We start from the raw sequence: 26,497 nt of genomic DNA on the forward strand, positions 1-26,497 counted from the left end.
CGTTCCGATGCGCGGGCGCGGCGGACGCGCGCGGCGTCAGGCGGCCTGCTCCAGCAGGCGGCGGGCGATGACCTGGGCCTGGATCTCGCCGGCACCCTCGAAGATGTTTAGGATGCGGGCGTCGCAGAGCACGCGGCTGATCTGGTACTCGAGCGCGAAGCCGTTGCCGCCGTGGATCTGCAGCGCGTTGTCGGCGGCGGCCCAGGCCACCCGGGCCGCGAGCAGCTTGGCCATGCCGGCCTCCAGGTCGCAGCGGCGGTCCAGATCCTTTTCGCGGGCGGCGAAATAGGTGATCTGGCGGGCGATCTGCACCTCGACCGCCATCATCACCAGCTTGTCGGCCACGCGCGGGAAGTCCGCCAGCGGCTTCTTGAACTGGATGCGCTCCTCGGCGTAGCGCAGGCCGATGTCGAGCGCCGACTGGGCGACGCCCACCGCGCGGGCGGCGGTCTGGATGCGGGCGCTCTCGAAGGTCTTCATGAGCTGCTTGAAGCCCTCGCCCTCGACCCCGCCCAGCAGGTTCGCGGCCGGCACCTCGAAGCCGTCGAAGCCGATCTCGAACTCCTTCATGCCGCGATAGCCGAGCACCTCGATCTCGCCGCCGGACATGCCGGGCGCCGGGAACGGATCGGCCTCGGTGCCGCGGGGCTTCTCGGCCAGCAGCATGGAGAGGCCGCGATGGCCGGGCTCGTTCGGGTTGGTGCGCACCAGCAGCGTCATCAGGTCGGCGCGCACCGGATGGGTGATCCAGGTCTTGGCGCCGTTCACCTTGTAGACGTCGCCGTCACGGGCGGCGCGGGTCTTGAGGCTGGCGAGGTCCGAGCCGGTGTTCGGCTCGGTGAACACCGCGGTCGGCAGGATGGAGCCGTCGGCGAGCTTGGGCAGGAAGTGCGCCTTCTGCTCCTCGGTGCCGCCGCCCATGATCAGCTCGGCCGCGATCTCGGAGCGGGTGCCGAGCGAGCCGACGCCGATGTAGGCGCGGGAAAGCTCCTCGGAGACCACGCACATGGCCTCCTTGCCGAGGCCGAGGCCGCCGAACTCCTCCGGGATGGTGAGGCCGAACACGCCGAGCTCGGCCATCTTCTGGATGGTCTCGAGCGGGATGTAGGCGTTGGCGAGATGCCAGGCGTGGGCGTAAGGGGCGACCTCCGCCTCGGCGAAGCGGTGCATCTCGTCGCGGAACTGCACCAGCGTCTCGTCGAGCGCCGGATCGCCGAAGCCGTAGCGGCCGTCGGCCTTGCGGATCAGTTCGGCCAGCTCATGGCGCGCTTCCGGCGAGCCGCCGTCGGCGATGATGTCCTGGGCGGTCTGGCCGAGCAGCTCCTCCGGGCGGTCCGGCGCGAGGCCGAGATCGCGGGCGCGCACGGTCTCGCCCTGGTTCATGGGGATGCCGCCGATGATCTGGGCGAGATACTCGGCCGCGCCCACGCGCAGGATCGCCTCCTCGATCGCGCCGAACTTGCCCTCTGCGCCCAGCCGCTCGCCCCAGTGGGCCAGCTCGCGCAGCGCCATGCGGTAGGTGGCGAGCCAGGCGAGGCCGTGGGTGGCGCGCTGCTCCCGGTCGAGCGCGGCGGAATCGATCTTGCCGTCCTTGACCACCTTGGCGCGGACCGCGCTTGCGGCTTCCGCCAGCAGGGTGTCGAGCGCGGGGAGCACGGCCGAGAGCTGGGCCGTCGCGGCTACGGACTCCGGCGCGGCGGACTGGGCGAGGGCGGTCATGACGGACTCCGGACAGGAAAACGGCCGGCCGCGAATGTCAGGCCGGCCGATGAGACGGTTTCGCCGCATCCTCGCCGGGGAGGGGCTTTGCCGCAATGCACCCTTCGGCGGACGGCGCGGTTCCCCGCGCGGCCAGCGCCACGCCCATGGCCGCCAGCGCCATGCCGCCGATCTGGACCGGCGTCAACGTTTCGTCGAACAGGGCGTAAGCCTGCAGCGCCGCGGTGGGCGGCACCAGATAGATCAGCGCCGCGACCCGGGAGACCTCGCCGCGCTTGATCATGACCAGCATCAGCATCACCGCGACGATCGACACCACCACCACCGACCACAGCAGCGCGAACAGGGTTTCGAGCGTCCAGTCGACGCGCATGTCCTCGATCAGAAAGGCGGCCGGAGCGGTGACCACGAGCGCGCCCAGATACTGGAGCGGCGCGACCGTCCGCAGATCGGCGTCGCCAAGGGTCCGCTTCTGATGCAGCGTGGCGGCCGTCAGCGCGACCACCGCCGCCACGTTGACGGCGATCGGCCCGCCGAACGTCGCCACGCCGGCGACGCCCGCCAGTTTGGGCGCCACCACGGCGGCGACGCCGGCGAAGCCGAGCACGATGCCGCACCAGCGGATCGGCCCGAGCCGCTCGCCAAGCAGCGGCCCGGCGGCGAGCGCGGTGAGCAGCGGCTGCAGCGCGGCGATCAGCGCCGAGACGCCCGCCGGCAGCCCATGGGCGATGGCCCACCACACCCCGCCCAGATAGACGCCATGCAGCAGCACGCCGTTCACGAGCGCGGCGGCCCAGCCCGCACGATCCTTCGGCCATTCCGCCCGCAGCGCGAAGGCGATCGGCGTCAGGAGCACGAGCGCGCCGAGGTAGCGCAGGCAGAGGAACGTGAGCGGATCCGCGTGAGGGGCGGCGTATTTCGCCACGATGAAACCCGTGGACCAGATAAGCACGAACACAGGCGGCAGCAGGACGGCGGGCATGAACGGGCTCCGTAAGGGAGGCCTCTCCTCCGCCTTACCCGGCGCCCGCGCAACTCCGAATCCGTGATGGCTGGGCCACGGTCCGCGATCGCGCGGGGTGCGCCGCAGCGAAAACGACTCCCACGCCGCCACGGTTGCGCTACCTTTCCGCCGCATGACCGCCAAGCCCCGCGACGCCATCAAGAGCTTCGCCCCGCTGATCTGGGATTCGCTCGTCCGGTTCGAGCGCGACGACGGCTGGGCCATCGCGAGCCACGTGGCCCTGTCGGGCCTGCTGGCGATCTTCCCGTTCCTGATCTTCGTCACGGCGCTCGCGGCCTTCCTCGGCGCGGGCGAGGCCTCGGGCGCGGCGGTGCGGCTGATCTTCGAGACCTGGCCCGCGGGCGTCGCCACCCCGCTCGCCACCGAAGTGCAGAAGGTGCTCACCACCCCCCGCGGCGGCGTGCTGACGGTGGGCGTGCTGCTGACGCTGTGGGTGTCGTCCTCGGCGGTGGAGTCGCTCCGGATCGCGCTCGGGCGGGCCTACGCCTCACCCACCTCCAAGCCGTTCTGGCTGGCGCGGCTGCAGAGCATCTGGTTCGTGATGCTGGGGGCCTTCGGCCTGATCACGGTCGCCTTCCTGATCGTGCTGTGGCCGATCCTGTGGGGCTTCGCCATCGACTACACCTCGAACGCCTTTCCGGAATACGCCGCGGCGCTGGTGGGACTCGAGACCGTCAGCACCATCGCCCGCTACGCCGTCACCATGGTGGTGGTGGCGGCGGCGCTCACCGCCATGCATCTGTGGCTGCCGGGGGGCAAGCGGCGGGTGCGCGACGTGCTGCCGGGCGTGGCCCTCACCGTGGCGCTGTGGCTCGGCGGCGCCACGCTGTTCGGCGTCTATCTGGCGCGCTTCGCCAACTACGCCTCCACCTACGCCGGGCTCGCGGGCATCATGACCGCGATCGTGTTCCTCAACGTCAGCGCCGCGCTGTTCATCCTGGGGGCGGAGTTCAACGCCGCCATCGTCGCCCGCCGCCGCAAGCGGGCGGAGGCGGCGCGCGCCGCCTGAGGGGGCCTGCCAAGCCGCGCGCCCGCCCTACCTCTGGGGTCGAAGCCGCCGTGCGGCGGCGTACGACCACAAAAGATCAAGGGAGAGACGACGATGAAGCGCATCGGCAGCGCGATCTGGAACGGCCCGGTCAAGGAGGGCTCGGGCAAGGTCAGCACGGAGAGCGGCGCGCTCCAGGACCTGAACTACTCGTTCAAGAAGCGGTTCGGCGACGAGAAGGGCACCAACCCGGAGGAGCTGATCGGCGCGGCGCACGCCTCCTGCTTCTCCATGGCGCTGTCGCTGATGCTGGGCGAGGCGGGCTTCACGCCCGACGAGATCCGCGCCACCTCCGCGGTCTCGATCGAGCAGCAGGGCGGCGGCTTCCAGATCACCACCATCGACCTGTCGGTGACCGCGACCGTGCCGGGGATCGACGAGGCCGCCTTCGTGGAGATCGCCACCAAGGCCAAGGACGGCTGCCCGGTCTCCAAGGTGCTGAACGCCAAGATCAATTTCGACGCCAAGCTCGGGTGACGGCGGTCCACGGGTTCAACCGCCCGTTAAGCGAGGCCGGGCCAAGCTCGCGGACATGCCCGACGCTTCCCGCGACGCCGAAACCGCCCTCGCTCCCGGCGCCGCCGACACCCGCGCGGCGGTCGCCGAATGGCTGAGCCATCTCGCCGCCGAGCGCCGCATGTCGCCCAAGACGGTGGAGGCTTACGGCCGGGACGTGCGCGACCTGCTGGTCTTCCTCACCCGTCATCTGGGCGATCCGCCCTCGGTCGCGGCCATCGTCGGCCTCGCGCCGCGGGACGTGCGGGCCTATCTCGCCGCGCGCCGGGCGGACGGGCTGGTCAGCCGCTCGCTGATGCGGGCTCTGGCGGCTGCGCGCTCCTTCACGCGGTTTCTCGCCCGCACAGGACGGGGCGAGGCCTCCGCCTTCGCCGCCGTGCGCTCGCCGAAGATTCCCCGCAGCCTGCCGAAGCCGGTGGCGCCCGCCGCCGCCCTCGCCCTCGCCGATCCCGACACCCGCGCGGGCGAGGAGCGGCCGGACTGGGTGCTGGCCCGGGACGCGGCGGCGATCGCGCTGCTCTACGGCTGCGGCCTGCGCATCTCCGAAGCGCTGTCCCTGACCCGCGCCGAGGCGCCCGCCACCGGCGTCAGCCTGATCGAGGTCACCGGCAAGGGCGGCAAGCGCCGGCAGCTTCCGGTCATCCCGGCGGTGCAGGCGGCGGTCGCCGGCTATCTCGCCCTGTGCCCGTGGCCGCTGGCTCCAGACGGGCCGCTGTTCGTGGGCGCCAAGGGCGGGCCGCTCAACCCGCGGCTGGTGCAGCAGGCGGTGGCGCGCATGCGGGGAAGCCTCGGCCTGCCGGACAGCGCCACGCCCCACGCGCTGCGGCACTCCTTCGCCACCCATCTGCTGGCGCGGGGCGGCGACCTGCGCACCATCCAGGAACTGCTCGGCCACGCCAGCCTGTCGACGACGCAGATCTACACCGAGGTGGACGCGGCCCGGCTCGCGGCGGTCCACGCCGCCTTTCACCCCCGCGCGCGGGTCGGGTGAGCGGGGAGGGCGCTATTCGGCGGCGTCCTTGGTCCCGGCGGGGCCGAAGCGGCGGGCCACATAGTCCTCCACGATCGCCTTGAACTCGGCGACGAGGTTCGCCCCGCGCAGCGTCTTGACCTTCTTGCCGTCCAGGAACACCGGCGCGGTCGGCACCTCGCCGGTGCCGGGCAGCGAGATGCCGATGTCCGCGTGCTTGGATTCGCCCGGTCCGTTCACGATGCAGCCCATCACCGCCACGTTCAGCGTCTCCGCGCCCGGATAGCGCGTCTTCCACTCGGGCATGCGGTCCACGATGTAGGTCTGGACGTCGCGGGCGAGCTCCTGGAACACGGTGGAGGTGGTGCGGCCGCAGCCGGGGCAGGCGGCCACCAGCGGCACGAAGGTGCGGAAGCCCATGGTCTGCAGGATCTCCTGCGCCACCTTCACCTCCAGCGTGCGGTCGCCGCCGGGCTCGGGGGTCAGCGAGCAGCGGATGGTGTCGCCCACGCCCTGCTGCAGCAGCACCCCGAGCGCCGCGGCGGAGGCCACGACGCCCTTGGAGCCCATGCCGGCCTCGGTCAGGCCGAGATGGAGCGCGTAGTCCGAGCGGCGGGCGATCTCCAGATAGACCGCGATCAGGTCCTGCACCGCCGAGACCTTGGCGGAGAGGATGATGCGGTTCTTGGGCAGGCCGAGCTCCTCGGCGCGGGCGGCGGAGAGCAGCACGGAGCGGATCAGCGCCTCGCGGGTCACCTCGCGGGCGTCCTTCGGGTCGGGCGCGCTGGCGTTCTCGTCCATCAGCGCGGCCAGCATTTCGTTGTCGAGCGACCCCCAGTTGCCGCCGATGCGCACCGGCTTGTCGAGCCTGGCCGCCACCTCGATGATCTGGGCGAAGTGCCGGTCCCGCTTGGCGCCGAAGCCCACGTTGCCGGGGTTGATGCGGTATTTCGCCAGCGCCTCGGCGCAGGCCGGATGCTCGGCGAGCAGCGTGTGCCCGATGTAGTGGAAGTCCCCCACCAGCGGCGTCGCGATCCCGCGCGCGGCGAGCCTGTCGCGGATGTGCGGCACGGCGGCCGCCGCCTCCGCCCGGTCCACGGTGATGCGCACCAGCTCCGAGCCGGCGCGGGCGAGCGCGGCCACCTGGGCGACGGTGGCGTCCACGTCCGCGGTGTCGGTGTTGGTCATGGACTGCACCGCCACCGGCGCGCCGCCGCCCACCATGACGCCGCCCACGTCCACCCCGCAGGACGCGCGGCGGGGCGAGAGCGCCATGGGGCAGGACGCCGGCGGGGACGCGAGGGGCTTCGGGTCGCAGACGGTGTCGGCGCTGGTCATCGGGACGGGTCCTTGGCGGCGGGGGCCGCGCGGCAATGGGCGCATTCGCCGGAAATCTCCACCACCGGCGCGCGGGGGCGGAAGCCGGCGTCGCCGGCCAGCGCTTCGAGCGCCGCGGCGAAGGCGGGCGACGACGCCTCGCCGACCGCGCCGCAGCGCTCGCAGATCAGGAAGGCCACCGGCGCGCCCTCGCCCGGCCCGTGCTCGTGGCTGCAGGCGACGAAGGCGTTGCGGCTCTCGATGCGGTGGGCGAGGCCGTGGGCCAGCAGGAAATCCAGCGCGCGGTAGACGGTGATGGGGGCGGGGCGGCGCTCGCCCTCTCGCGCCACGCGCTCGATCACGTCATAGGCGCCGGCGGGGGCGTGGTCGGCGGCGAGCGCCTCCAGCACCCGGCGGCGCATGTCGGTGAGGCGGGCGCCCCGGGCCGCGCACAGCCGCTCCGCGCGGGCGATCAGCGCCGCGGAACAGGCCCGGTGATCATGCCCGGGCGCCGCGAAGGGCGCGGCGTGATCGTGATCGTGCGAATGGGTCATCGGCGCGCGCCCTATAGCACGAAACCATGTCGCCCGCGCGTCCGGCGCGAAGGCCGGCGGGCTTCGGCCCGTCTCACGTCAGATAAGGTCGATCGCCGCAGATGCGAGCGAGCCAGTCCGCGGCGCCGTCGCCGGCCGCCGCGCCGGTGGCGAAGCACGCCTGCAGCAGGTAGCCGCCGGTCGGCGCCTCCCAGTCCAGCATCTCGCCGGCCAGGAACACGCCCGGCCGCCCACGCAGCATGAAGGCCCCGTCCAGTTCCGGCAGCGCCACGCCGCCGGCGGTGGAGATGGCGCGCTCGATCCCCTTGGGCGCGGTGAACGTCAGCGGCAGCGCCTTGATGCGGCGGGCGAGGGCCTCCGCCTCCGCCGGCGGCGGACCGGCCTCGCGCAGCAGCGCCACGGCGACGGGGCTGAGGCCCGCCGCCTTGCGCAGATGGGTGGAGAGCGAGCGCGTCCCACGCGGGGCCGCGAGCTTGGCGGCGAGCTGGTCGGGGCTGAGGTCGGGCCGGAGATCGAGCGTCGGCCGTGCCGTCCCGCTCCGTGCGATGGCGTCCCTCAGCCGCGCGGAGAGGGCGTAGATCAGCCCGCCCTCGATGCCGTCCGCCGTGATCATCGCCTCGCCGCGCACGGTCACGCCCTCGAAGCTCAGCGCCGCCCGCTTCAGCGGCTCGCCCGCGAAACGGCCGGCAAGCGCCTCGGACCACGGGACCAGGAAGCCGCAGTTCGCCGGGCGGAGCGGCGTCAGCGCAACGCCTGCGGCGTCGAGCGGGCCGGTCCAGGCGCCGTCGGCGCCGAGCCGCGGCCAGCTCGCGCCGCCGAGCGCCAGCACGGTCGCCGCGGGACGCGCGGTCTCCGGCCCGTCCGGGCCCTCGAAGACGAGCGCGCCGTCCGGCGTCCAGCCGGTCCAGCGCCGGCGCAAGCCGAAGCGCACGCCCTGGGTCTCCAGCCGGCGCAGCCAGGCGCGCAGCAGCGGCGAGGCCTTCAGCGCCTTCGGGAACACGCGGCCGCTGGTGCCGACGAACGTCTCGATCCCGAGCCCCTGGCACCAGTCGATCAGCCATTCCGATGAAAAGACGCGGATCGCGGGCTCCAGCGTCGACCGGGCGGGGCCGTAACGCTCCAGCAGCCGCTCCAGCGGTTCGGAGTGGGTCAGGTTCAGCCCGCCGCGCCCGGCGAGCAGGAACTTGCGCGCGGGCGAGGGCATGCGGTCGTAGACCGTCACGTTGAAACCGCGCGCCGCCAGACGTTCCGCGGCCATCAGGCCGGCCGGCCCGGCGCCGACGACGGCGGCGAGCGGCGCCTCGAGCGTCGGCTCCGGCGGGTGATCAGCGGACATGGGCGGCGAAGTCTCCGGCGCGGGACGCGCGAAAAGGTGCGTCTCCGAGAGACGCGATTCTCTTTTCCTTAAGCCGCACTTGATAGAGCAGGACGATCAATTCGCACAGAAGGTCGGCGAAGCTCAAGCCGGGAACGAACGGACCGACGCTTCCTCCACGGGCGGACATGGCGCTTGTAGTCATCCTCGACGATCGGGTCACCAACCGGAACATCTTCGCCAAGCTCGCGGCGCTGATCGAACCGGGGGTGGACGTTCGCGCTTTTGGCGACCCGATCGAGGCCCTGAGCTGGTTCGAGGGCGTCACGCCCGACCTCGTGGTCACCGACTACAAGATGCCCGGCATCGACGGCGCCGAATTCACCCGCCGGTTCCGCGCGCTGCCCGGCTGCGACGACGTGCCGGTGGTGGTGCTCACCGTCTACGAGGAGCGCAGCTTCCGCCTCAACGCGCTCGAGGCCGGCGCCACGGACTTCCTGCAGAGCCCGGTCGACCATCACGAGTTCCTGACGCGCGCCCGCAACCTGCTCAAGCTGCGGCGGCAGCAGCTCGCGCTCGCCCGCCGCGCCTCTTCGCTCGAAAGCGAGCTGCGCGACAGCTCCGAGCGCCTCGGCCAGGTGATCGACACCGTGCCGGCCATGATCAGCGCCGCGGACCGTGACGGCCGCTGCATCTTCGTCAACGCCTACCACGCGGGCCTGCTCGGCGCCGCGCCCGAGGACCTGCTCGGCCGGACGCCGGCCGAGCTGTTCGGCGCGCACCACGGCGACCGCAGCGCCGCCCTCGACCGGCTCGTGTTCCAGAGCGGCGCCGCTCTGCCGAGCTATGAGGAGGAGTTGGCCCTCGGCGCAGGCGAGCGCCGCTATTTCCTCACCACCAAGGCGCCGCTGCGCGACGCGGGCGGCGCCATCGTGGCGGTGCTGACCACCGCGCTCGACATCAGCGACCGCAAGCGCGCGGAAAGCCATCTGCGTCACCTCGCCCATCATGATGCGCTGACGGACCTGCCGAACCGCGCGCTGCTGCACGAGCGGGTGCGCCATGAGATCGCCCAGGCGCGCCGCAGCGGGGCCAAGTTCGCGCTGCTGCTGTTCGATCTCGACCGCTTCAAGGGCATCAACGACGTGCTCGGCCACCACATCGGAGACCGGCTGCTGAAGGCGGTCGCCGAGCGCCTGCTGGCGACGGTGCGCGAGACCGACACCGTGGCCCGGCTCGGCGGCGACGAGTTCGCCATCCTGCAGACCAACGTCGCCGTGGTCGACGACGGGCTGGAGCTCGCCCGCCGCGTTCGCGAAAGCCTCGACGAGCCGTTCCTGTTCGACGGGCACGAGATCGCCACCTCCGCCAGCATCGGCGTCGCCCTGTTCCCGGATCACGGCTTCGACTTCGACGACCTGCTGAAGAACGCCGACCTCGCCATGTACCGCGCCAAGTCGGACGGCCGCGACGGCACCCGCGCCTTCGCGGCCGAGATGGACAAGAAGGCCCGCGCGATCACGGTGCTCGACAGCGACATGCGGCGGGCGCTCGCCAAGAAGGAGCTGGTCCTGCACTACCAGCCGCAGGTCAATCTCGCCTCCGGCCGGATCGTGGGCGCGGAGGCGCTGGTGCGCTGGCGCAAGGACAACGGCGATCTGGTGTCGCCGGCCGACTTCCTGCCGCAGGCCGAGGAGAGCGGGCTCATCGTTCCCATCAGCGAGTGGGTGCTGAACGAAGCCTGCCGCGAGGCGGCGTCCTGGACCCGCGACGGCCTGCCGCCGCTCAGGGTGGCGGTGAACCTGTCGGCGATCCAGTTCCGCAAGCAGAACGTGGAGCAGGTGGTGCTGGACGCGCTCGGCGCGAGCGGCCTCGAGTCGGGCCGGCTGGAGCTGGAGCTCACGGAAACCATCCTGCTGCACGACACCGAGCGGGTGGTCCACAGCCTGCGCGCCCTTCAGGCCCATGGCGTGACCTTCTCCATCGATGATTTCGGCACCGGCTATTCGTCGCTGTCCTATGTGCGCAACTTCCCCGTCAACCGGCTGAAGATCGACCGCTCGTTCATCCGCAACCTGCGGGAGGACAGCAACGACGTCGCCATCGTGCGCGCCATCGTCAATCTCGGCCACAGCCTGAACCTCGACGTGATCGCGGAGGGCGTCGAGACGGCGGCGCAGGTGGGGCACCTGCGCGCCGAAGGCTGCGACGAGGTGCAGGGCTTCTATTTCGGCCGTCCCATGCCCGCTGCCGACTTCATCGATCTCGTCCGGCGCGAGGCGGTGGTGGCCCAGAGCGCATGAGCATGTCGTTCGCGATGCGCCTCTCGGGTCTGCGGAGCCTGTTCGGCGCGGCGGTCCCCCGCGCCTCCGCCCGGCGGGGCGGCGAGCACGAGATGTCGCTCAACCGGCTCGTGGTCGGCGCGCTGCTGGTCGCTTACTGCGCCTTCGACGCCGACTGGCGCGCGTTCCTGCCGCTTGCGGCGGCCTACGCCGCCGGCGGCGCGCTGTTCGCCGCGCATCTGGCGTGGCGGCCGGAGCCGTCGCCGACGCGGCAGGCCCTGGCCCGCCCGCTCGACATCGGCTTCCTGTCGGTCGCGCTTTACGCCGGCGGCGCGGCGACGGCGGTGCTCTATCCGCTTTATCTCTGGATCGTGTTCGGCAACGGCTTCCGCTTCGGCCTCGGGGCGTTGCGGGACGGGGCGGCGCTCGGCGTGCTCGGCTTCGCCGCCACGGTGGTCGCGACGCCCTACTGGCGCGACAACCCGTCGTTGTCGGCGGGCCTCCTGATCGGCCTGATCGCGCTCCCGGCCTACGCCGCGACGCTGATCCGCAAGCTGTCCCGCGCCAAGCTCGCGGCGGAGGAGGCGAGCCGGGCGAAAAGCCTGTTCCTGGCGAGCGTCAGCCACGAGCTCCGGACGCCGCTCAACGCCGTGATCGGCATGACCGACCTGCTGCGCGACACCACGCTCGACGACGAGCAGCGCGACATGGTGCGCACGGCGGGCGACGCCGGCCGCTCGCTGCTGGCGCTGATCGACGACCTGCTCAACTTCAGCCGCATCGAGGCCGGCCGCATGCCGAGCCACGTCACGGCGTTCGACCTGCACGAACTCCTCGCCGACGTGCGCGGCATGCTGACAGCGCAGGCGCGCGAGAAGAACATCCGCCTGTCGCTCTGCGTCACGCCGCGGACGCCCTACCGACTGCGGGGCGAGGCGCGGCAGATCCGCGACGTGCTGGTCAACCTCGTCGGCAACGCGGTGAAGTTCACCGAGACCGGCGGCGTGGTGATCGGCGCGGACCTCGTGGGCGTGGAGAACGGGCGGCCGCGCATCCGGCTTCAGGTGGCCGACAGCGGCATCGGCGTCGCGCCCGAGGCGCAGACGCGCATCTTCGAGGCGTTCTCCCAGGCCGACGCCAGCATCATCAACCGGTTCGGCGGCACCGGGCTCGGCCTCGCCATCTGCAAGCAGCTGGTGGAGATGCAGGGCGGCGAACTGCGGCTCGAAAGCGAGCCGGGGCTGGGCTCGACCTTCTGGTTCGACCTTCTGCTGGAGGCGGACGAGACCGCGGACGCGGCGTCCGAGGCGGCGACGCCGGTGGTGGCGCTCGGCGCGGACGCCGCGCGCGCCGAAGCCCTCGCCAAGGCGCTCGAGAGCGAGGGCGTGCCGGCGACGGCGGCCGTCGGCCTGCGCGCGGCGCTGCGGGCGGCGCGGGCCGAGCGGCGCGCGATCGTCGCCGACGCCGAAGGCTTCGGGATGGACGGCGAGGCGCTGGCGGCGGCGCTGCGGGCGGCGGCCGACAGCGACGCTCCGGAGCTCGCCCTGATCGATCCCCGGCTCGACGAGGGCCTGCCCTATTTCGATCTCAGCCTCGTCTGCGCGTCGGCGTCGCCGAAGCGGGAACGGTTGCGCGCCATGGCGCGGGTGGCGGCGCTGGGCGTGGTCGGCCGAGGCGCGCGGGAGAAGGAGCGGCGCTCCGACGCCCCGCAGGCCGAAAGCCGAAGGCTGTCGATCCTGGTGGCGGAGGACAACCGCACCAACCAGAAGGTCATCCGCAAGGTTCTGGAGCGCGCCGGGCACGACGTGCGCATGGTGGAGAACGGCGAGTTCGCGCTCGACGCCCTCACCGAGCGCCGGTTCGACCTGGTGCTGATGGATGTGAACATGCCGGTGCTGGACGGCATCGAATGCGTGAAGCTCTACCGCTTCGCCGCGATCGGCCAGCCCCACGTCCCCATTCTCGCGCTCACCGCCGACGCCACGCCGGACGCCCGCCGGCGCTGTGAGGAGGCGGGCATGGACGGGTGCCTGACCAAGCCGATCGAACCGGAGCGGCTGCTGGAGATCATCGACCGCATGGTCGCGGGCGCGCCTCCGAAAACGGACGCGGCCGCGAGCCCGGCCTCCGCCGAGCCGGAGGTGGCGGACTCCGTCGTCGCCAACATCGCCCGCCATCCCAACTTCCGCCCGGCCCGCCGCGCGGTGGTCGACCGCGCCACGCTGAAGGATCTGGAGGGCCTGGGCGGACACGCCTTCGTCGCCGATCTGGTGGACGCCTTCCTCGCCGACACGGCGGTGATCCTGGGCGGGCTCCACGACGCGGTGGTCAACCGCGAGGCGGGCGTGTTCCGGGATCAGGCGCACGCCCTGCGCAGCGGCGCGGCCAACATCGGGGCGCGCGGCATGTACGAGCTGTGCCTCTCCTTCCGCAACATGGACGCGCGCGACCTTGCGGACGACGGGCTCGAGCGCCTCTCCAGGCTGGAGGCGGAGTTCGACCGGGTGCGCGCGACCCTGCGCGCCGAGTTCCCCGAGGGGCAGGCGGGCCGCTCCGCCGACTGACGGCCGTCGTCAGCCGCCCGCCGCGACGGCGGCGTGCGCCGCCAGGCGCTTGTCCTGGGCGGCGACCAGCCGCTCCATCTTGCGCAGGTCGGCGGGATCGAGCCGCAGCGCCGCATCGACCCAGATGTCGGTCACGTCGCGCAGCTCCTCGAACGGCAGCGGCCAGACCCGCTGGCTGGCGCGCACCATGGCCGAAAAGCCGTTCCGCCGCCGGGTGTTGCGCGAGATCAGCCGGTGGGTCTCGGCCACGCCTTCGCCCGGCTCGGCCAGCACATGCACCAGCCCGAGCGCGTGCAGATCCTCCGCGGTGTAGAGCTGGCCGCTGGTCATCAGCCGCTCGGCCTGGGCGAGGCCGACCCGGCGGGCGAGCAGGCTGGAGGCGCCCATGCCCGGAAACAGGTTGAACAGGATTTCCGGCAGCCCGAACTTCACGCCCCGCTCCGCCACGATGAGGTGGCAGGACAGCGCCGTCTCGAATCCGCCGCCCAGCGCGTCGCCCTGCACCAGCGCGATGGTGGTGACGTCATGGCCGAAGCCGATGGCGTTGTCGTGAAGCACGTCGATGCAGGCGTAGGCGTAGGCCCGGAGCGCCTCGCGGTCGCGGGTGCGGATCCAGCCGGCGAAGCGCCCGAGATCGCCGCCCAGATTGAAGATCTGCGGCGCGCGCGAGCCGAGCACCATATGCGTGACGGGCGCCGGCGCGTCCGGGGGGCTCTGGTCGAAGGCGAAATGGATGTCCGTGGCGCAGCGTTTCAGATCCGCGAGCAGGTTCGGCGTGAAGCTCGGCGCGCCTTCGGGGCGCATCCAGCACCAGCACACGCCCTGGGCGGCGTCGTAGGACACCTCCAGCTCCGGGAAGGTGTCGAAACGGGGGGGAGCCGCCGGGGCGGCGTCGTCCGGCGCCGGAGCGGCGGTCGACCGCCGCCCAAGGCCGAGACGCGCGCCGTCGACGCCGAACAGCGACTGAGGGCGGGCAAGGCTTAAAGGCGCCATGAGAGCGCTCCTGAACCGTGACCAGACCAGAAGTGATCACACAACGAGAGATTAACGATTTGTTAACCATTTTGAAGACGGGGATTCGTTCTCGAACGCGTGAAGATGTTCACGCTGCTTCCATCGCTAGGGCGTGATTGATCTTGCCTCGCCTGTTGCTGTCTCTCATTGAGACGTCGAAAGACGATCGGCCGGGCGCGGGCGGATTGGACTGTCCCCGCAGGGAACGACATCCGACCGTAAAGTAGACATTTTTTATTTGTTGTCCGTGTCCAGCGGATATGAAGCCATCGCCGCGGCAGGTCTGTAAAAAACGTGGCGCGTAGGCTTGTGGACCGTTTGAATTTTCCGTCGGTCGGGCCGGAAGCTTGAGCAGGCGCTCACTTGGACGTGAGCGCGTAAAAATGTCACATCATCGCCGGTATTAGGGTGGGATTTGGTGCGATTTCAACCAAGGGCGGCCCCAATGGCGCTTGTCTTTCGCCGCGGAGTCGCCTTAATTGGCGTCGTCGGTTCCGCTTTTGCGGAATGAGCAGGCGATGGTTTTGGGGCGCGCCCTTGGGCGGTCTTTTGGTCGCCGCTGTCGAGGCGACGCGGGAGCGGGGGCTACCGCGTCGCGGTCCGGCGGCGAAAGGCGCGGCCCGCGGTATGGTCTCGATCCAGATCCACCGCGGGCCCGCTGCTTTTCAGTCCGCCGGCCCGAGCAGAAACGTCCCGCCCGATCACGCGCCGACCGCCTCTCGCCCTTACGCGCGCGCCACCGCGACGCTCTTCACCAGCGCATGCACCATTCGTCCCGGCGCGAGCCCGAGATCGTCGGCGGCCCTGCGGGTGATCTCGGACTTGATCACGGCGCCGCCCACGTCCACCGCCACCTGCGCGTAAGGCCCCGGCCCGCGCCGCACCTGCCGCACCAGCCCGGGCAGGGCGTTGCGGATCGAGGCGCGCTCCGGCGGAATGAGCGCCAGCGAGACGTCCCGCGCCAGCAGCCGCAGCCGCACGGCTTCGCCGGGCCGGCCGAGCAGCCCCGGCGTCCAGACGCGGTGGCTTCCAAGCGCGACGCCGGTGAGTTCGTAGGCCTCGTCCAGTTCCGCGATGACCGCCTCCAGCGTCACGCCGTCGGCGAAGCGGTCGCCGGCGGCGGCGAGGCCCGCCTGGGCGATCGCCTGCTCCACCGGGCCGGAAGCGGCCACCCGGCCGCCTTCGAGCACGACCAGCCGGTCCGCCAGCGCCCGGGCCTCCTCCAGCGCGTGGGTGACGTAGAGCACCGGCAGCTCCGCCCCGCGGGTGAGGCGCGCGATGTAGGGCAGCACCTCGGCCTTGCGCTCGCTGTCGAGCGCGGCCAGCGGCTCGTCGAACAGCAGCGCGGACGGGCGCGACAGCAGCGCCCGGCCGATGGCGACCCGCTGCCGCTCGCCGCCGGAAAGCGAATTCGGCCGCCGCTTCAGCAGATGGCCGATGCCGAGCACTTCCGCCACCTCGTCCAGCGACAGCCCGCCGCTCGAGCCGCGGCGGCGCGCGCCGAACAGGAGATTCGTGCGCACGCTGAAATGCGGGAACAGCCGGCTGTCCTGAAACACCACCCCGACCCGGCGCTTGCGCGGCGGCAGGTTCACGCGCGTCTCCGCGTCGAACAGCGCGGCGCCGTCGAGGGCGATGCGGCCGTCGTCGGGCCGCGCGAGGCCGGCGACCGCCGCCACCACGGTGGACTTGCCGGCGCCCGAGCGGCCGAGGATGGCGGTCACGCCCGCCGGCACCTCGAAGGCGACGTCGAGCGTGAAGTCGCCGACGCGGCGGCGGATGTCCACGGCGAGGCTCATGCGGCGATCCGCGACGACAGCCGCCGCGCCAGAAGCTCGGAGGCGATCAGCGCCGCGAGCGACAGCGCCACGGCGACCAGCACCAGCCGGCCCGCGGCGGCGTCGCCGCCGGGCGTCTGGGTCAGGGCGTAGATGGCGGCGGGCAGGGTGCGGGTCTCGCCCGGAATGCTGGAGACGAAGGTGATGGTGGCGCCGAACTCGCCCAGCGCCTTGGCGAAGCCCAGCGTCGCCCCCGCCAGCACGCCCGGCAGGCTGAGCGGCAGGGTGACGGCGAAGAAGGCGCCGATCCGGCTCGCGCCCAGCGTCTCGGCCGCGTCCTCCAGCCTGCGGTCCACCGCCTCGATCGACAGGCGGATGGCGCGCACCATCAGCGGGAAGCCCATGACGGCGGCGGCGAGAGCCGCTCCTGTCCAGCGGAAGGAGAAGGTGAGGCCGCAGCAGCTTTCGAGCGCCGGGCCGAGCAGGCCGCGCCGCCCGAAAGCCACCAGCAGCAGATAGCCGGTGACGACCGGCGGCAGCACCAGCGGCAGGTGCACAAGCCCGTCCAGCAGCGTCTTGCCGGGGAAGCGCCCGCGCGCGAGCGCGAGCGCCGTCAGCACGGCGAGCGGCAGGCTGGCGAGGGTCGCGACCGCCGCCACGCGCAGGCTCAGGCCCACCGCGACGAGATCGTCGGGGCCAAGGCCCAGCGCGGCGCCGATCGCCTCCAGCGGTCAGCTCCCGGACGGCTTGGGCAGCACCGCGAAGCCGGCGGCCTCGAAGTCCGCGCGGGCGGGCGCCGAGGTCAGCCGCTTCAGGAAGGCGCTGGCGTTCGGGCTCTTGGAGTCTTTCAGCTGCGCCACCGGATAGACGATCGGCGGGTGGCTGTCCTCGGGGAAGGTCCCGACGATCTTCACCTTGGGGTCGGCCGCGGCGTCGGTCTTGTAGACGATGCCGAGCGGCGCCTCGCCGCGGGACACCAGCGCCAGCGCCGCGCGCACGCTTTCGGCGCCCGCGACCTTTGGTTCGACCGCGCTCCAGACGCCGAGCGTCTCCAGAGCCGCCTTGCCGTATTTGCCGGCGGGCACCGAGGAGGTCTCGCCCATGGCGAGGCGGCCGTCGCCGAGCAGTCCGGCGAGATCGACGCCCGGTTTCAGCTCCACCTCGCCCCTGGACCAGTCGGGGCCGGCCACCAGCACGAGGCGGTTGCCGAGCAGGGTCTCGCGGGTGGCGGGGACGATGAGGTCCTTGCCCGCCACGTAATCCATCCAGGCGAGGTCGGCGGAAATGAACAGGTCCGCCGGGGCGCCCTGCTCGATCTGCTTGGCTAGGGCGGAGGAGGCGGCGTAGCTCGCCTTCACCTCGACGCCGGTCTCCCTGGTCCAGGCGGCGGCGATGGAGTCGAGCGCGTTCTTCAGCGAGGCCGCGGCGAACACCGTCACCGGCGCCCTGGCGTCGTCGGCGCGGGGCGCGGAGAAGGGCAGGGGGAGCAGCGCGAGCGCAAGCGCCAGAGGCGCGAGAAGCGAGCGGCGGGTCAGCATGGCGGACGGTCTCCTCGCCGGCGCGGGTCAGGCGCTGCGGCGCGCGAAAGGGGTCGGACGACGCCGTCGCCTCCATCGGGGCGCGTGGCGAAACGTCGAGGAAACCGCCCTCAGCGGCGGCGAATGGGGCGGACGATGCCCGAGCGCCGGGCGGCGGGCAAGGCCGGACGACGCGCAGCCTTGTTCGCGCCATGGAGACGCACGATTTAAGGCGCATCCAAAGGACGATCCCATGACCCGGCCAGAACCCGCTCGCGCCTTCCAGCCCGCCGACGGCGACGCCCTGACGCTCGACGTGGAGGGTATGAGCTGCGCCGCCTGCGCCGCGCGGATCGAGAAGGTGCTCGGGCAGACGCCGGGAATCGCGCAGGCGGTGGTGAACCTGCCGCTGGAGCGCGCGGACGTGCGCTTCTCCGGTCCCGCGGACGCCGAGGCGGCGCTCGCCGCCGTGCGCCGCGCCGGCTACGACGCCCATGTGCGGCCGGCCGACGCCGCCGCGCGCCGGGCGGCGGACGCGGAGCGGGCCGAAGCGCGCCAGGCCGAGGAGCGCCGCACGCTCCGGCTTCTGGCCATGACCGCCGTGCTCGGCGCGCCCTTCGTTGTGGAGATGGTCGCCATGGCCTTCGGCGCCCATGGGCTGCTGCCGGGGTGGCTGCAGCTTGCGCTCGCGACGCCGGTGCAGGTCCTCGTCGGCGCGCGGTTCTACCGCGGCGCCTACGCTTCGCTTCGGGGCGGAGCGGCCAACATGGACGTGCTGGTGGCGCTGGGCACGACGGCGGCCTTCGGCTGGAGCCTCGCCCATGTGGCGCTGGGCTGGCATGGCCCGCTCTATTTCGAGGCCGCGGTGGCGGTGCTGGGCTTCGTGCTGCTCGGCAATCTGATGCAGGCGCGCGCGGCCTCCGGCGCCAGCGCCGCGTTGACCGCGCTGTCCCAGCTCACCCCCGCCCGCGCCCGGCGCGCCCGCCCTGACGGCGGCGAGGAGGAGGTGGCGGTCGAAGCCCTGGCCGAGGGCGACGTGGTGCATGTGCGCCCCGGCGAGCGCTTCCCCGTGGACGGCGTGGTGCGCGACGGCCGCAGCGAGGCCGACGAGCAGCTGGTGACCGGCGAGAGCCGTCCGATCGCCAAGGCGCCCGGCGACGCGGTGGTGGCCGGCGCGCTCAACGGCTCGGGCTTCCTCGCGGTGGCGGCCACCGCGGTCGGCGAGGACGCCACGCCGGCGCGCATCGCCCGCCTCGTGGCGCGCGCCCAGCTCGCCAAGGCCCCGGTGCAGAAGCTCGTGGACAAGGTGACGGCTGTGTTCGTGCCGGTGGTGGTGGGCCTGTCCGCGCTGACGCTGGTCGGCTGGCTGCTGGCGGAGGGCGACTGGGGCCGGGCGCTCGGCGCGGCGATCGCGGTGCTGGTCATCGCCTGCCCCTGCGCGCTCGGGCTCGCGACGCCCGCGGCGCTTGTGGCCGGCACCGGCGCGGCCGCGAAGGCGGGCATCCTGGTGCGCGACATCGAGGCGCTGGAGCGCGCCGCCAGGGTGGACGCCGTGATCTTCGACAAGACCGGCACGCTCACCGCCGGCCGCCCGGCGCTGGTGGCCACCGAAGCGCTCGACGGCGACGGGACCCGGCTGCTGGCGCTCGCCGCCGCGGTGGAGCGCGGCTCCGAGCATCCGCTCGCCCACGCCGTGGTGGAGGCCGCGGAGGGGCAGGGCCTCGTCATACCCAAGGCGCGGGACATCCACGCCGATCCGGGCGAGGGCGTGGTGGGCGAGGTCGATGGCGACCGGGTGGCGGTCGGCAGCGTGCGGCTCCTGGAGCGGCAGGGCGCCCACACCGCGCCGGTGGAGCAGCCCTTCGCCCGGCAGGCCGCGCAGGGCCGCACCGTGGTCGCGGTGTCGGAGGGCAAGCGCGCCAAGGGCGTGCTCGCCTTCGCCGACGCGCCGCGTCCGGGCGCGGCGGAGGCTGTGCGCCGGCTGAGCGACCGGGGCGTGCGCGTGATCATGCTGACCGGCGATTCGGCGGAGGCCGCCGCGCCCATCGCGCGCTCCATCGGCGTCTCGGAGGTGATCGCAGGCGCCCGGCCCGCCGACAAGCTCGCCATGGTGCAGCGCCTGCGCGGGGAGGGGCGCCATGTGGCCATGGTCGGCGACGGCGTGAACGACGCGCCGGCGCTCGCCGCCGCCGACATCGGCGTCGCCATGGGCGGCGGCGCGGACGTGGCGCTGGAGACCGCGGGCCTCGCGCTGCTGCGGCCCGATCCCCTGCTGGCGCCGGCGGCGCTGGACCTCGCCCGGCGCACGGTCGCCACCATCCGGCAGAATCTGGTCTGGGCCTTCGCCTACAATGTGATCGGCCTGCCGCTCGCGGCGCTCGGCCTGCTGTCGCCCGCCATCGCGGGCGGCGCCATGGCGCTGTCCTCGGCGAGCGTGGTGCTCAACGCGCTCCGGTTGTCCCGCTGGCGCCCCGACCGCTGAGAGAGCGTTTCCGCGCGAGCTGACCTTCGCCGGCCGCGCTCCCTCCGGCTGTGGCGCCGAAGCGACGTCACCGCGGCGCAACAGCGTTTTCGGTTTCGGTCGTTTCGCGTGTGCGAAACCATTTCCGGCCTGTCCACGTTGTTGACGCAGCGGGGGTCGCGAGGCGATTTCAGGGCCGCTGGCGGAGCCGGACTTCGCCGATGCGGTAACGGGTTCGTTAAGTCTCCGCCGCTAATTTTATGCGTCTCGCCCCCAAGCCTTCCGGAATCGCCAATGCGCGTCCTGATTTTCCTGTCTTCGATCGTGTTCGTCGTCGTGGCGGTCGCCGCCCTCCCGGTCGGCGCGCCGGCGGAAGCCATCGCCAAGAGCCCGATTGAGGCGGCCTACGGCCGCTGATTGGAAAAGGCCCCGCGCTTCGGTGCGCGGGGCCTTTTCCGCGCCGCGGACAGGATGACGTCTTCGCTTCCCGTCCGCGCCGCCCTATGTCCCCGCCATGGCTCTCGATGCGAGACCGAGCGGGACCGGGACCGCGGCATCACATGACCGCGAGCCCGCCGGCGAAACGCTGGAATTCCGTCGATCTCAAGTCGAAATGCGCCCCAAGCGTCTTTTGACATATGCTGGCCCCGCACCCGCCCGAGATCGTTCGCTCCCATGACTGACAGCTTTTCCTCTTCCCGGCCGTCGCCCGAGGGCCGGTCGCCCCTGCTGCTCGACCGGCGCGCGCTGGTGCAGCTCGGCCTCGCCGCCCAGGCCGCCGTGCTGCTCGGCGGGACCGCCGCAGCTCAGGACGGGTCCAAGGCTCCCGCCGGCGCGGACGACCTGAAGTTCGGCCCCGCCGAGCCGTTCAGCTACGACGGGCTCAAGGCGCTGGCCAAGGCGAAGGCGGGCAAACCCTATCAGGAGCCGCCGCGGCCGAACCCCGAGATCGTGAAGCGCATCGACTACGACGCCCACGGCAAGCTGAAGTTCGACCCGGAGCACGCGCTCTACGCCCGCTCGGCCGGGGCCTATCCGATCACCTTCATGCATGTGGGTCAGTTCTTCCCCAAGACGGTGCGCATGCACGCGGTCGCGGACGGCAAGGCGCGGGAGGTGCTCTACGACCCGGCCTACTTCCAGATGCCCGCCGACCATGTGGCGAAGGGCCTGCCGGCCCAGCCCTCCGCCTTCGCCGGCTTCTGGGTGCGCGAGGCCAAGGACGAGGTGACGGACAAGGGCGACTGGAAGACCCGGGAGCCGTTCGCCACCTTCCTCGGCGCGTCCTATTTCCGCGCCATCGGCGACGCGGGCCAGGTGGGCATGTCCGCCCGCGGCGTGGCCCTGTTCCCGGAGCCCGGCGCGGCCGAGGAGTTTCCGGACTTCACCGAGTTCTGGTTCGAGCCGGCCAAGGCCGACGGCGAGCCGGTGACGGTCTACGCCCTGCTCGACGGCCCGTCGCTTTCGGGCGCGTTCCGCTTCCTGATCCAGCGCACCGAAGGCACGCTGATGCGGATCGAGGCGCAGGTGACTATGCGCCGAGACCTGCCGCGCGTGGGCCTTGCGGCGCTGACCTCCATGTACTGGTTCTCGGAGACCGCCAAGCCCGGCCTGATCGACTGGCGGCCGGAGGTGCACGACTCCGACGGCCTCGCCATGTGGACCGGCGCGGGCGAGCGCATCTGGCGCCCGCTCAACAACCCGCCGCGCATCATGACCTCGTCCTTCTCGGACGAGAATCCCCGCGGCTTCGGGCTGCTGCAGCGCGACCGCGTGTTCGACCACTACCAGGACGGGGTGAAGTATCAGGACCGCCCCTCCACCTGGATCGAGCCGGAGGGCGAGTGGGGCAAGGGCGTGGTGCAGCTGGTGGAGCTGCCCACCGACGACGAGATCCACGACAACTCCGTCGCCTACTGGATCCCGGCCGAGCCGGCCAGGGCCGGCGTCACGCTGTCGCTGGCCTACAAGCTGCACTGGCGCGACGGCGAGCCCTATCCCACCGACCTCGGCCGCGTGGCGGCGACGCGGCTCGGGCGCGGCGGCCAGCCCGGCCTGCCCCGGCCGCAGGGCGTGCGCAAGTTCATGATCGAGTTTCTCGGCGGCCCGCTGGCGGACATCCCCTACGGCCAGACCGTGGAGCCGGTGCTCTCCGCGTCGCGGGGGACCTTCTCCTACGTCTACGCCGAAGCGGTGCCGAGCGACGTGAAGGGGCACTGGCGCGCCCAGTTCGACCTGACCGTGCAAGGGCCGGAGCCGGTGGAGCTGCGCTGCTACCTCAAGGTCGGCGACCGGGTTCTGACCGAGACCTGGCTCTACCAGTACCACCCGTCCTGACGTCCGGTTTGGACGCTCAGGGCGGCCGCGCCGCCGTCATGCCCGGCGAGGCCCGGCATCCATGACATGAGCCGGCCCGCTTGTGTCGCAGGACATCGGGGATGCCCGCGCGTTCCGCGCCGGCAGGACGGGAACAGGGCGTCTGCTTTCTAAAGGCGCTCGGACGACGCGACGCGCCCCGCCCTGCGGGCCGCGGGGGAGGCGACCGCTCGGACGTTGCGTCATGCCGCGGCGTCAGGCGGTGGCGCTGACCAGAGCCTGGGACGACCGGCCGGCGCCGACGCCGTCGATGTAGGCCCGGAGCCGCAGCCGCGCTTCGTCCGGGGTCTGGGACAGCACCGCGCCGGTGGCGATCTCCACCGTGCGGTAGATCAGGCTGCTGGTTTCGGCGTCGATCTCCACCCGGCGCTCGTTGTCGCCGAGGGGCGGGGGAGAGGCCGGGCGGCTCTGGGCGTCCTGGGCGGCGCGGGCCTGCTGAACCTCCCGCGGAGGCTCGGGCGCGCGCGGGGCCGCGGGGCGCGTCATCGCCGCCGGAGCTGAAAACGATCCGATGCCGGTATCCATTGCGACCTCCCCGCCGCTGACGCGAAAGATGATCTTCCGCATGAGCGATGTTCGGGCAAGCGCGTTAAGCTCACGTTAGAACTTTCAGTTAACGCGCCGCGATTCCGATTCGGCGACTTTAGCTAAAACCGATTCGAAGCGCCCTCAGCTTTTGCGCGACAGGGCGACCGGCGCGCTGGGCGCGCGCAGCCGCGCGGCGGCGTCGGCGCCGTAGGTGCGGGGCGTCTCCCGCGCGGCGAGCTCCTCCGACACGCCGCGCATCAGGCTTTCCGCCACCGAGCGGGCGGTGCCGAGCACGGCGAGGTTCTCCTCCAGCGCGGCGCGGAACGTCACATGCAGCCGCTCGATCTCCGCCAGCTGCTCCTGCGGCTGGGCGGCGAGCGACTCGCGCGAGGCGGAGACCGCGCCGATGTCCAGCATGTAGCGGCTCGACAGCTCGCCCTTGGACGTCTCCAGCGCGCCCGCGGCCTGGTAGGCGCCGGCCCGCACCAGCCGGGTCTCCTCGGAGATCACCTCCGTCAGCCGGGCCATGGTGGCCGCGAGCCGCGACAGGCGCTCGGCGGTCTCGGGCACGCCGAGCTTGGGCCGGGCGGGGGCGGCGGGGAGGCGGCGGCGGATCATGGCGTGGCGGTCCCGGTCTGGAGGGCGAGAAGTTCGGCGCGGACATGGGCGGCGAGGCCCACCCCGCCCGATGCGGCGATGGAGCGGCCGTACTGGTCGGCCAGCATGGAGCGGTAGGCGTCCGAGCCCGTGCTTCCGCCGCCCAAGGGGCCGTCCTCGCCGAGGCCCTCGAACATGGTCTGCACCATCTGCGTCAGGAACACGGCCTCGAAGTCCTCGGCCGCGGCGTCCACCTTCGACGGCGCCTTGGCCGCGCCCGGATGGGCGGCGAACGCCTTGGCCGTCGAGAGCGCGGCGGCGGCGGAGGGCGTGGAGGAGGTCGCGTCCGCCATCACATCACCTCGATTTCGGCCTGCAGCGCGCCCGCCGCCTTGATGGCCTGCAGGATGGCGATCAGGTCGCGGGGACCGACGCCGATGGCGTTCAGCCCGTCCACCAGCTGGCGCAGGTTGACGCCCTCCCGCAGCACCGCGAGCCGGCGGTTGGCGTCCTCATCCACGGTGACGGTGGTGCGCGGCGCCACCACGGTTTCGCCCTGGCTGAAGGCTTCCGGCTGGCTCACCACCGGATCCTCGGTGATGGTGACGGTGAGATTGCCCTGCGCCACCGCCACGGTGGAGACCCGCACGTCCTGCCCCATGACGATGATGCCGGAGCGCTCGTCGATCACGATCTTCGCCACCTGGTCGGGCTCGACCCGGAGCTGCTCGATCTCGGTCAGGAGCTGGATGATGTTGCCCTTGTAGCTCTTCGGGACCTGCACCGTGACGGTGGAGGGGTCGACCGGCTCGGCGACGCCCGCGCCGATGAAGGCGTTGATGGCGGCCGCCACCCGGCGGGCCGTGGTCAGGTCCGGGTTGCGCAGCGCGAGCCGCACCGCGCCGAGATTGGCGAGCGAGAACGGGATCTCGCGTTCGATCAGGCCGCCGTTGGAGATGCGCCCCGTGGTGGGCACGCCGCGCACGATCTGCGCCGCCTCGCCTTGGGCGTTGAAGCCGATCACCGCCACCGACCCCTGCGCCACCGCGTAGACCTCGCCGTCCGCGCCCATCAGCGGGGTGACGATCAGCGTGCCGCCCTGCAGGCTGGTGGCGTCGCCGAGCGCCGAGACGGTGACGTCGATGCGGGTGCCCTGGGTTCCGAAGGGCGGCAGGTTGGCGGTCACCATCACCGCGGCCACGTTCTTGGTGCGCAGCGTCGCGCCGCGGGTGTTCACGCCGAGCCGCTCCAGCATCGACTGCAGGCTCTGCTTGGTGAAGGGCGCGGCGTTGAGCGAGTCGCCCGAGCCGTTGAGGCCGACCACCAGGCCGTAGCCCACCAGCTGGTTCTCGCGCACGCCCTCGATGTCGGTCAGGTCCTTGATGCGGGAGGTGACGCCGCCCCGGGTCGGGCCGCCGTCGTCGCCGGCCCGGAACGCGCCCCGGCCATGGACGGCCGCGCGGCGGATGTCGACGCGCACCCCGCTGTCCGCGCCGCCCTCCGCGCCGTAGCCGCCGCCCCGTGGAGAGGCGCCCGCCGCGAGGTCGGCGGAAACCGCCGGCAGCGGGGCCGCGGCGAGGGCCAGCGCCGTCAGCGCGGCGGAGAAGCGGGAGATGAGGCGGCGAGGGGTCATGGAGACGAAGGCCCGGACGCTTGGGAAACGGTCGCCTCTCCCATGCGAAGCCCGTGCCGAAAAACAACCATTTGATTTTGAATGATAATTTCCAAGGCCGCGGGCGGCTGTGGCGGAACGGGCCGGCAGATTCCGCCGCCGCTCGGCACAATTTGCCGGAGTTTAACCGCCGCTTAACCACGTTTCCCGCACCTCTAGGGTCATGGGAGCGCCAAGGCTCCCCGATGCGGAGCGTGGCATGCGGGTGGACGGGCTGGGACGGGCGATCGCGGGCGGCGCAGGCGTTGGGCGCTTCGCCGCGGCGGGGGTCGCGTTCCGCCTGCCCGACGAGGCGCCCCAGGCGGGGCCGGCCCGCAGCGCCGCGCCGTTGCGGGCCGCGCCCGCGCTCGACGCGCTGCTGGCTTTGCAGGCGGTGGAGGTGCGGCCGGTCGATCCCCGCCGCCGCCGCGCCGCCCGCCGGGGCCGCGGCCTGCTGGACGCGCTGGACGCGCTGAAGGCGGACATGCTGCACGGCCGGGACGGCATGGCGAGCCTGGAGGCGTTGCGACGGGCGCTGGCGGAGGCCGGCGAGGCCACCGGCGACGCGGCCCTCGACGACCTGCTCGCGGCCATCGACCTGCGGGCGCAGGTGGAGCTTGCGAAACGCCGGCAGGCCGATGCGCGGCGCCCGTGACGGCGGCGCCGGAGCCGCTGTTTCGCCGCGAATTTGATCAATCCGAAAAAATCATGTAATTTCAATCACTTCTCCGGTTAATTCCGTAATTGTAGACTGGGCGGTGTGTGGCTATAGTCCGCGCCGCTTGGCACCAGCGCAGCGGCATAGCCAGAGGCTGATCAATGAGCGTCGAGTTGGCGACTGACTACCGGCCGTCGGAAGACGAGCCGTTCATGAACGACCGGCAGCGGAAGTATTTCCGCGCGAAGCTGCTCGACTGGAAAGAGGAAATCCTCCGGGAGAGCCGCGAGACCCTCGAGCACCTCCAGGACGAGAACCAGAACCACCCCGACCTCGTGGACCGGGCGTCGTCGGAGACCGACCGCGCCATCGAGCTGCGCGCCCGCGACCGCCAGCGCAAGCTGATCGCCAAGATCGACTCGGCGCTGGAGCGGATCGAGGACGGCTCCTACGGCTATTGCGAGGAGACCGGCGAGCCGATCTCGCTGCGCCGGCTGGAGGCGCGCCCGATCGCGACGCTCTCCATCGAGGCGCAGGAGCGCCACGAGCGCCGCGAGAAGGTCTATCGCGACGACTGAACGGCCTTTCAAGGCTGCGACGTGTCCGAA

The 26,497-nt window shown here is 72.3% G+C and carries 23 protein-coding genes; 10 read left to right on the forward strand and 13 right to left on the reverse strand.

Annotated elements, in window-relative coordinates; genetic code table 11:
* Nucleotides 1-36 precede the first annotated feature (36 nt).
* Nucleotides 37-1,719, reverse strand: coding sequence for an acyl-CoA dehydrogenase family protein (locus tag PKE85_RS09205; protein WP_271204441.1), 1,683 nt, complete (start codon nt 1,717-1,719; stop codon nt 37-39).
* A gap of 37 nt (nt 1,720-1,756) precedes the next feature.
* Complete coding sequence (locus tag PKE85_RS09210; RefSeq protein WP_271204442.1) at nt 1,757-2,701, reverse strand: DMT family transporter; 945 nt, start codon at nt 2,699-2,701, stop codon at nt 1,757-1,759.
* A gap of 97 nt (nt 2,702-2,798) precedes the next feature.
* On the opposite strand from PKE85_RS09210, the gene PKE85_RS09215 reads away from it, so the two are divergent.
* From PKE85_RS09215 to PKE85_RS09225, 3 genes are all read left to right on the forward strand, one after another.
* Nucleotides 2,799-3,752: a YihY/virulence factor BrkB family protein gene (locus PKE85_RS09215; protein ID WP_271204443.1), complete on the forward strand. Its 954-nt coding sequence runs from the start codon at nt 2,799-2,801 to the stop codon at nt 3,750-3,752.
* Nucleotides 3,753-3,845: 93 nt separating this feature from the next.
* Nucleotides 3,846-4,268 carry an OsmC family protein gene (locus PKE85_RS09220; RefSeq protein ID WP_271204444.1) on the forward strand — a complete coding sequence of 141 codons (423 nt, stop codon included), beginning with the start codon at nt 3,846-3,848 and terminating at the stop codon, nt 4,266-4,268.
* Nucleotides 4,269-4,323: 55 nt separating this feature from the next.
* Nucleotides 4,324-5,298, forward strand: a complete 975-nt coding sequence (locus tag PKE85_RS09225; RefSeq protein WP_271204445.1) for a tyrosine recombinase XerC — start codon at nt 4,324-4,326, stop codon at nt 5,296-5,298.
* 12 nt (nt 5,299-5,310) lie between these two features.
* On the opposite strand, the gene ispG is transcribed toward PKE85_RS09225, so the two are convergent.
* The 3 genes from ispG to PKE85_RS09240 form a co-directional block, all read right to left on the reverse strand.
* Nucleotides 5,311-6,552, reverse strand: coding sequence for a flavodoxin-dependent (E)-4-hydroxy-3-methylbut-2-enyl-diphosphate synthase (ispG, locus tag PKE85_RS09230; RefSeq protein ID WP_271204532.1), 1,242 nt, complete (start codon nt 6,550-6,552; stop codon nt 5,311-5,313).
* A 59-nt stretch (nt 6,553-6,611) separates the two neighbouring features.
* Nucleotides 6,612-7,148: a Fur family transcriptional regulator gene (locus PKE85_RS09235; RefSeq protein WP_271204446.1), complete on the reverse strand. Its 537-nt coding sequence runs from the start codon at nt 7,146-7,148 to the stop codon at nt 6,612-6,614.
* Nucleotides 7,149-7,221: 73 nt separating this feature from the next.
* A complete protein-coding gene (locus tag PKE85_RS09240) occupies nt 7,222-8,484 on the reverse strand; it encodes a TIGR03862 family flavoprotein (protein WP_271204447.1) in 1,263 nt (420 codons plus the stop codon).
* Between the two features lie 167 nt (nt 8,485-8,651).
* Here PKE85_RS09240 and PKE85_RS09245 point away from each other — a divergent pair, with 167 nt between their 5' ends.
* Both PKE85_RS09245 and PKE85_RS09250 read left to right on the forward strand, forming a co-directional pair.
* Nucleotides 8,652-10,766: a two-component system response regulator gene (locus PKE85_RS09245; RefSeq protein WP_271204448.1), complete on the forward strand. Its 2,115-nt coding sequence runs from the start codon at nt 8,652-8,654 to the stop codon at nt 10,764-10,766.
* Between the two features lie 2 nt (nt 10,767-10,768).
* Nucleotides 10,769-13,309: a sensor histidine kinase gene (locus PKE85_RS09250; protein WP_271204449.1), complete on the forward strand. Its 2,541-nt coding sequence runs from the start codon at nt 10,769-10,771 to the stop codon at nt 13,307-13,309.
* Nucleotides 13,310-13,318: 9 nt separating this feature from the next.
* Here the strand turns inward: PKE85_RS09250 and PKE85_RS09255 are convergent, their stop codons facing one another.
* From PKE85_RS09255 to modA, 4 genes are all read right to left on the reverse strand, one after another.
* On the reverse strand, nt 13,319-14,302 hold the full coding sequence (locus PKE85_RS09255) for a crotonase/enoyl-CoA hydratase family protein (protein WP_271204450.1): 984 nt from the start codon (nt 14,300-14,302) through the stop codon (nt 13,319-13,321).
* A 746-nt stretch (nt 14,303-15,048) separates the two neighbouring features.
* Nucleotides 15,049-16,122 (reverse strand): molybdenum ABC transporter ATP-binding protein, encoded by a 1,074-nt coding sequence (gene modC / locus PKE85_RS09260; protein WP_271204451.1) that lies wholly within the window; start codon nt 16,120-16,122, stop codon nt 15,049-15,051.
* Entirely contained in the window at nt 16,119-16,829 is a 711-nt protein-coding gene (gene modB / locus PKE85_RS09265) for a molybdate ABC transporter permease subunit (RefSeq protein WP_428981339.1), read from the reverse strand. Before modB ends, modC begins: the two co-directional genes overlap by 4 nt.
* Before the next feature lie 3 nt (nt 16,830-16,832).
* On the reverse strand, nt 16,833-17,639 hold the full coding sequence (gene modA, locus PKE85_RS09270; RefSeq protein ID WP_271204452.1) for a molybdate ABC transporter substrate-binding protein: 807 nt from the start codon (nt 17,637-17,639) through the stop codon (nt 16,833-16,835).
* A 232-nt stretch (nt 17,640-17,871) separates the two neighbouring features.
* Here modA and PKE85_RS09275 point away from each other — a divergent pair, with 232 nt between their 5' ends.
* The 3 genes from PKE85_RS09275 to PKE85_RS09285 all read left to right on the forward strand — a co-directional run bounded on the left by PKE85_RS09275 (nt 17,872) and on the right by PKE85_RS09285 (nt 22,416).
* Complete coding sequence (locus PKE85_RS09275; protein ID WP_271204453.1) at nt 17,872-20,100, forward strand: heavy metal translocating P-type ATPase; 2,229 nt, start codon at nt 17,872-17,874, stop codon at nt 20,098-20,100.
* Between the two features lie 273 nt (nt 20,101-20,373).
* The gene (locus tag PKE85_RS09280) at nt 20,374-20,496 is read left to right on the forward strand and encodes a hypothetical protein (protein WP_271204454.1); all 123 of its coding nucleotides are present in this window, start codon (nt 20,374-20,376) and stop codon (nt 20,494-20,496) included.
* 258 nt (nt 20,497-20,754) lie between these two features.
* The gene (locus PKE85_RS09285) at nt 20,755-22,416 is read left to right on the forward strand and encodes an OpgD/OpgG family glucan biosynthesis protein (protein WP_271204455.1); all 1,662 of its coding nucleotides are present in this window, start codon (nt 20,755-20,757) and stop codon (nt 22,414-22,416) included.
* 234 nt (nt 22,417-22,650) lie between these two features.
* Here PKE85_RS09285 and PKE85_RS09290 read toward each other — a convergent pair whose 3' ends face one another.
* The 4 genes from PKE85_RS09290 to PKE85_RS09305 all read right to left on the reverse strand — a co-directional run bounded on the left by PKE85_RS09290 (nt 22,651) and on the right by PKE85_RS09305 (nt 25,213).
* Nucleotides 22,651-22,980, reverse strand: a complete 330-nt coding sequence (locus PKE85_RS09290; protein ID WP_271204456.1) for a hypothetical protein — start codon at nt 22,978-22,980, stop codon at nt 22,651-22,653.
* 144 nt (nt 22,981-23,124) lie between these two features.
* Complete coding sequence (locus tag PKE85_RS09295; RefSeq protein WP_271204457.1) at nt 23,125-23,601, reverse strand: hypothetical protein; 477 nt, start codon at nt 23,599-23,601, stop codon at nt 23,125-23,127.
* The gene (locus tag PKE85_RS09300) at nt 23,598-23,933 is read right to left on the reverse strand and encodes a rod-binding protein (RefSeq protein WP_271204458.1); all 336 of its coding nucleotides are present in this window, start codon (nt 23,931-23,933) and stop codon (nt 23,598-23,600) included. The genes PKE85_RS09295 and PKE85_RS09300 overlap by 4 nt, the downstream gene beginning before the upstream one ends.
* Nucleotides 23,933-25,213, reverse strand: a complete 1,281-nt coding sequence (locus tag PKE85_RS09305) for a flagellar basal body P-ring protein FlgI (RefSeq protein ID WP_271204459.1) — start codon at nt 25,211-25,213, stop codon at nt 23,933-23,935. Before PKE85_RS09305 ends, PKE85_RS09300 begins: the two co-directional genes overlap by 1 nt.
* A gap of 238 nt (nt 25,214-25,451) precedes the next feature.
* Here PKE85_RS09305 and PKE85_RS09310 point away from each other — a divergent pair, with 238 nt between their 5' ends.
* Both PKE85_RS09310 and dksA read left to right on the forward strand, forming a co-directional pair.
* The gene (locus tag PKE85_RS09310) at nt 25,452-25,886 is read left to right on the forward strand and encodes a flagellar assembly protein FliX (protein WP_271204460.1); all 435 of its coding nucleotides are present in this window, start codon (nt 25,452-25,454) and stop codon (nt 25,884-25,886) included.
* A 164-nt stretch (nt 25,887-26,050) separates the two neighbouring features.
* Nucleotides 26,051-26,467, forward strand: a complete 417-nt coding sequence (gene dksA / locus PKE85_RS09315) for an RNA polymerase-binding protein DksA (RefSeq protein ID WP_271204461.1) — start codon at nt 26,051-26,053, stop codon at nt 26,465-26,467.
* Nucleotides 26,468-26,497: the final 30 nt, after the last annotated feature.

The sequence above is a fragment of the Methylopila jiangsuensis genome (assembly GCF_027922305.1).
GTDB classification, from domain to species: Bacteria; Pseudomonadota; Alphaproteobacteria; order Rhizobiales; family Methylopilaceae; genus Methylopila; species Methylopila jiangsuensis.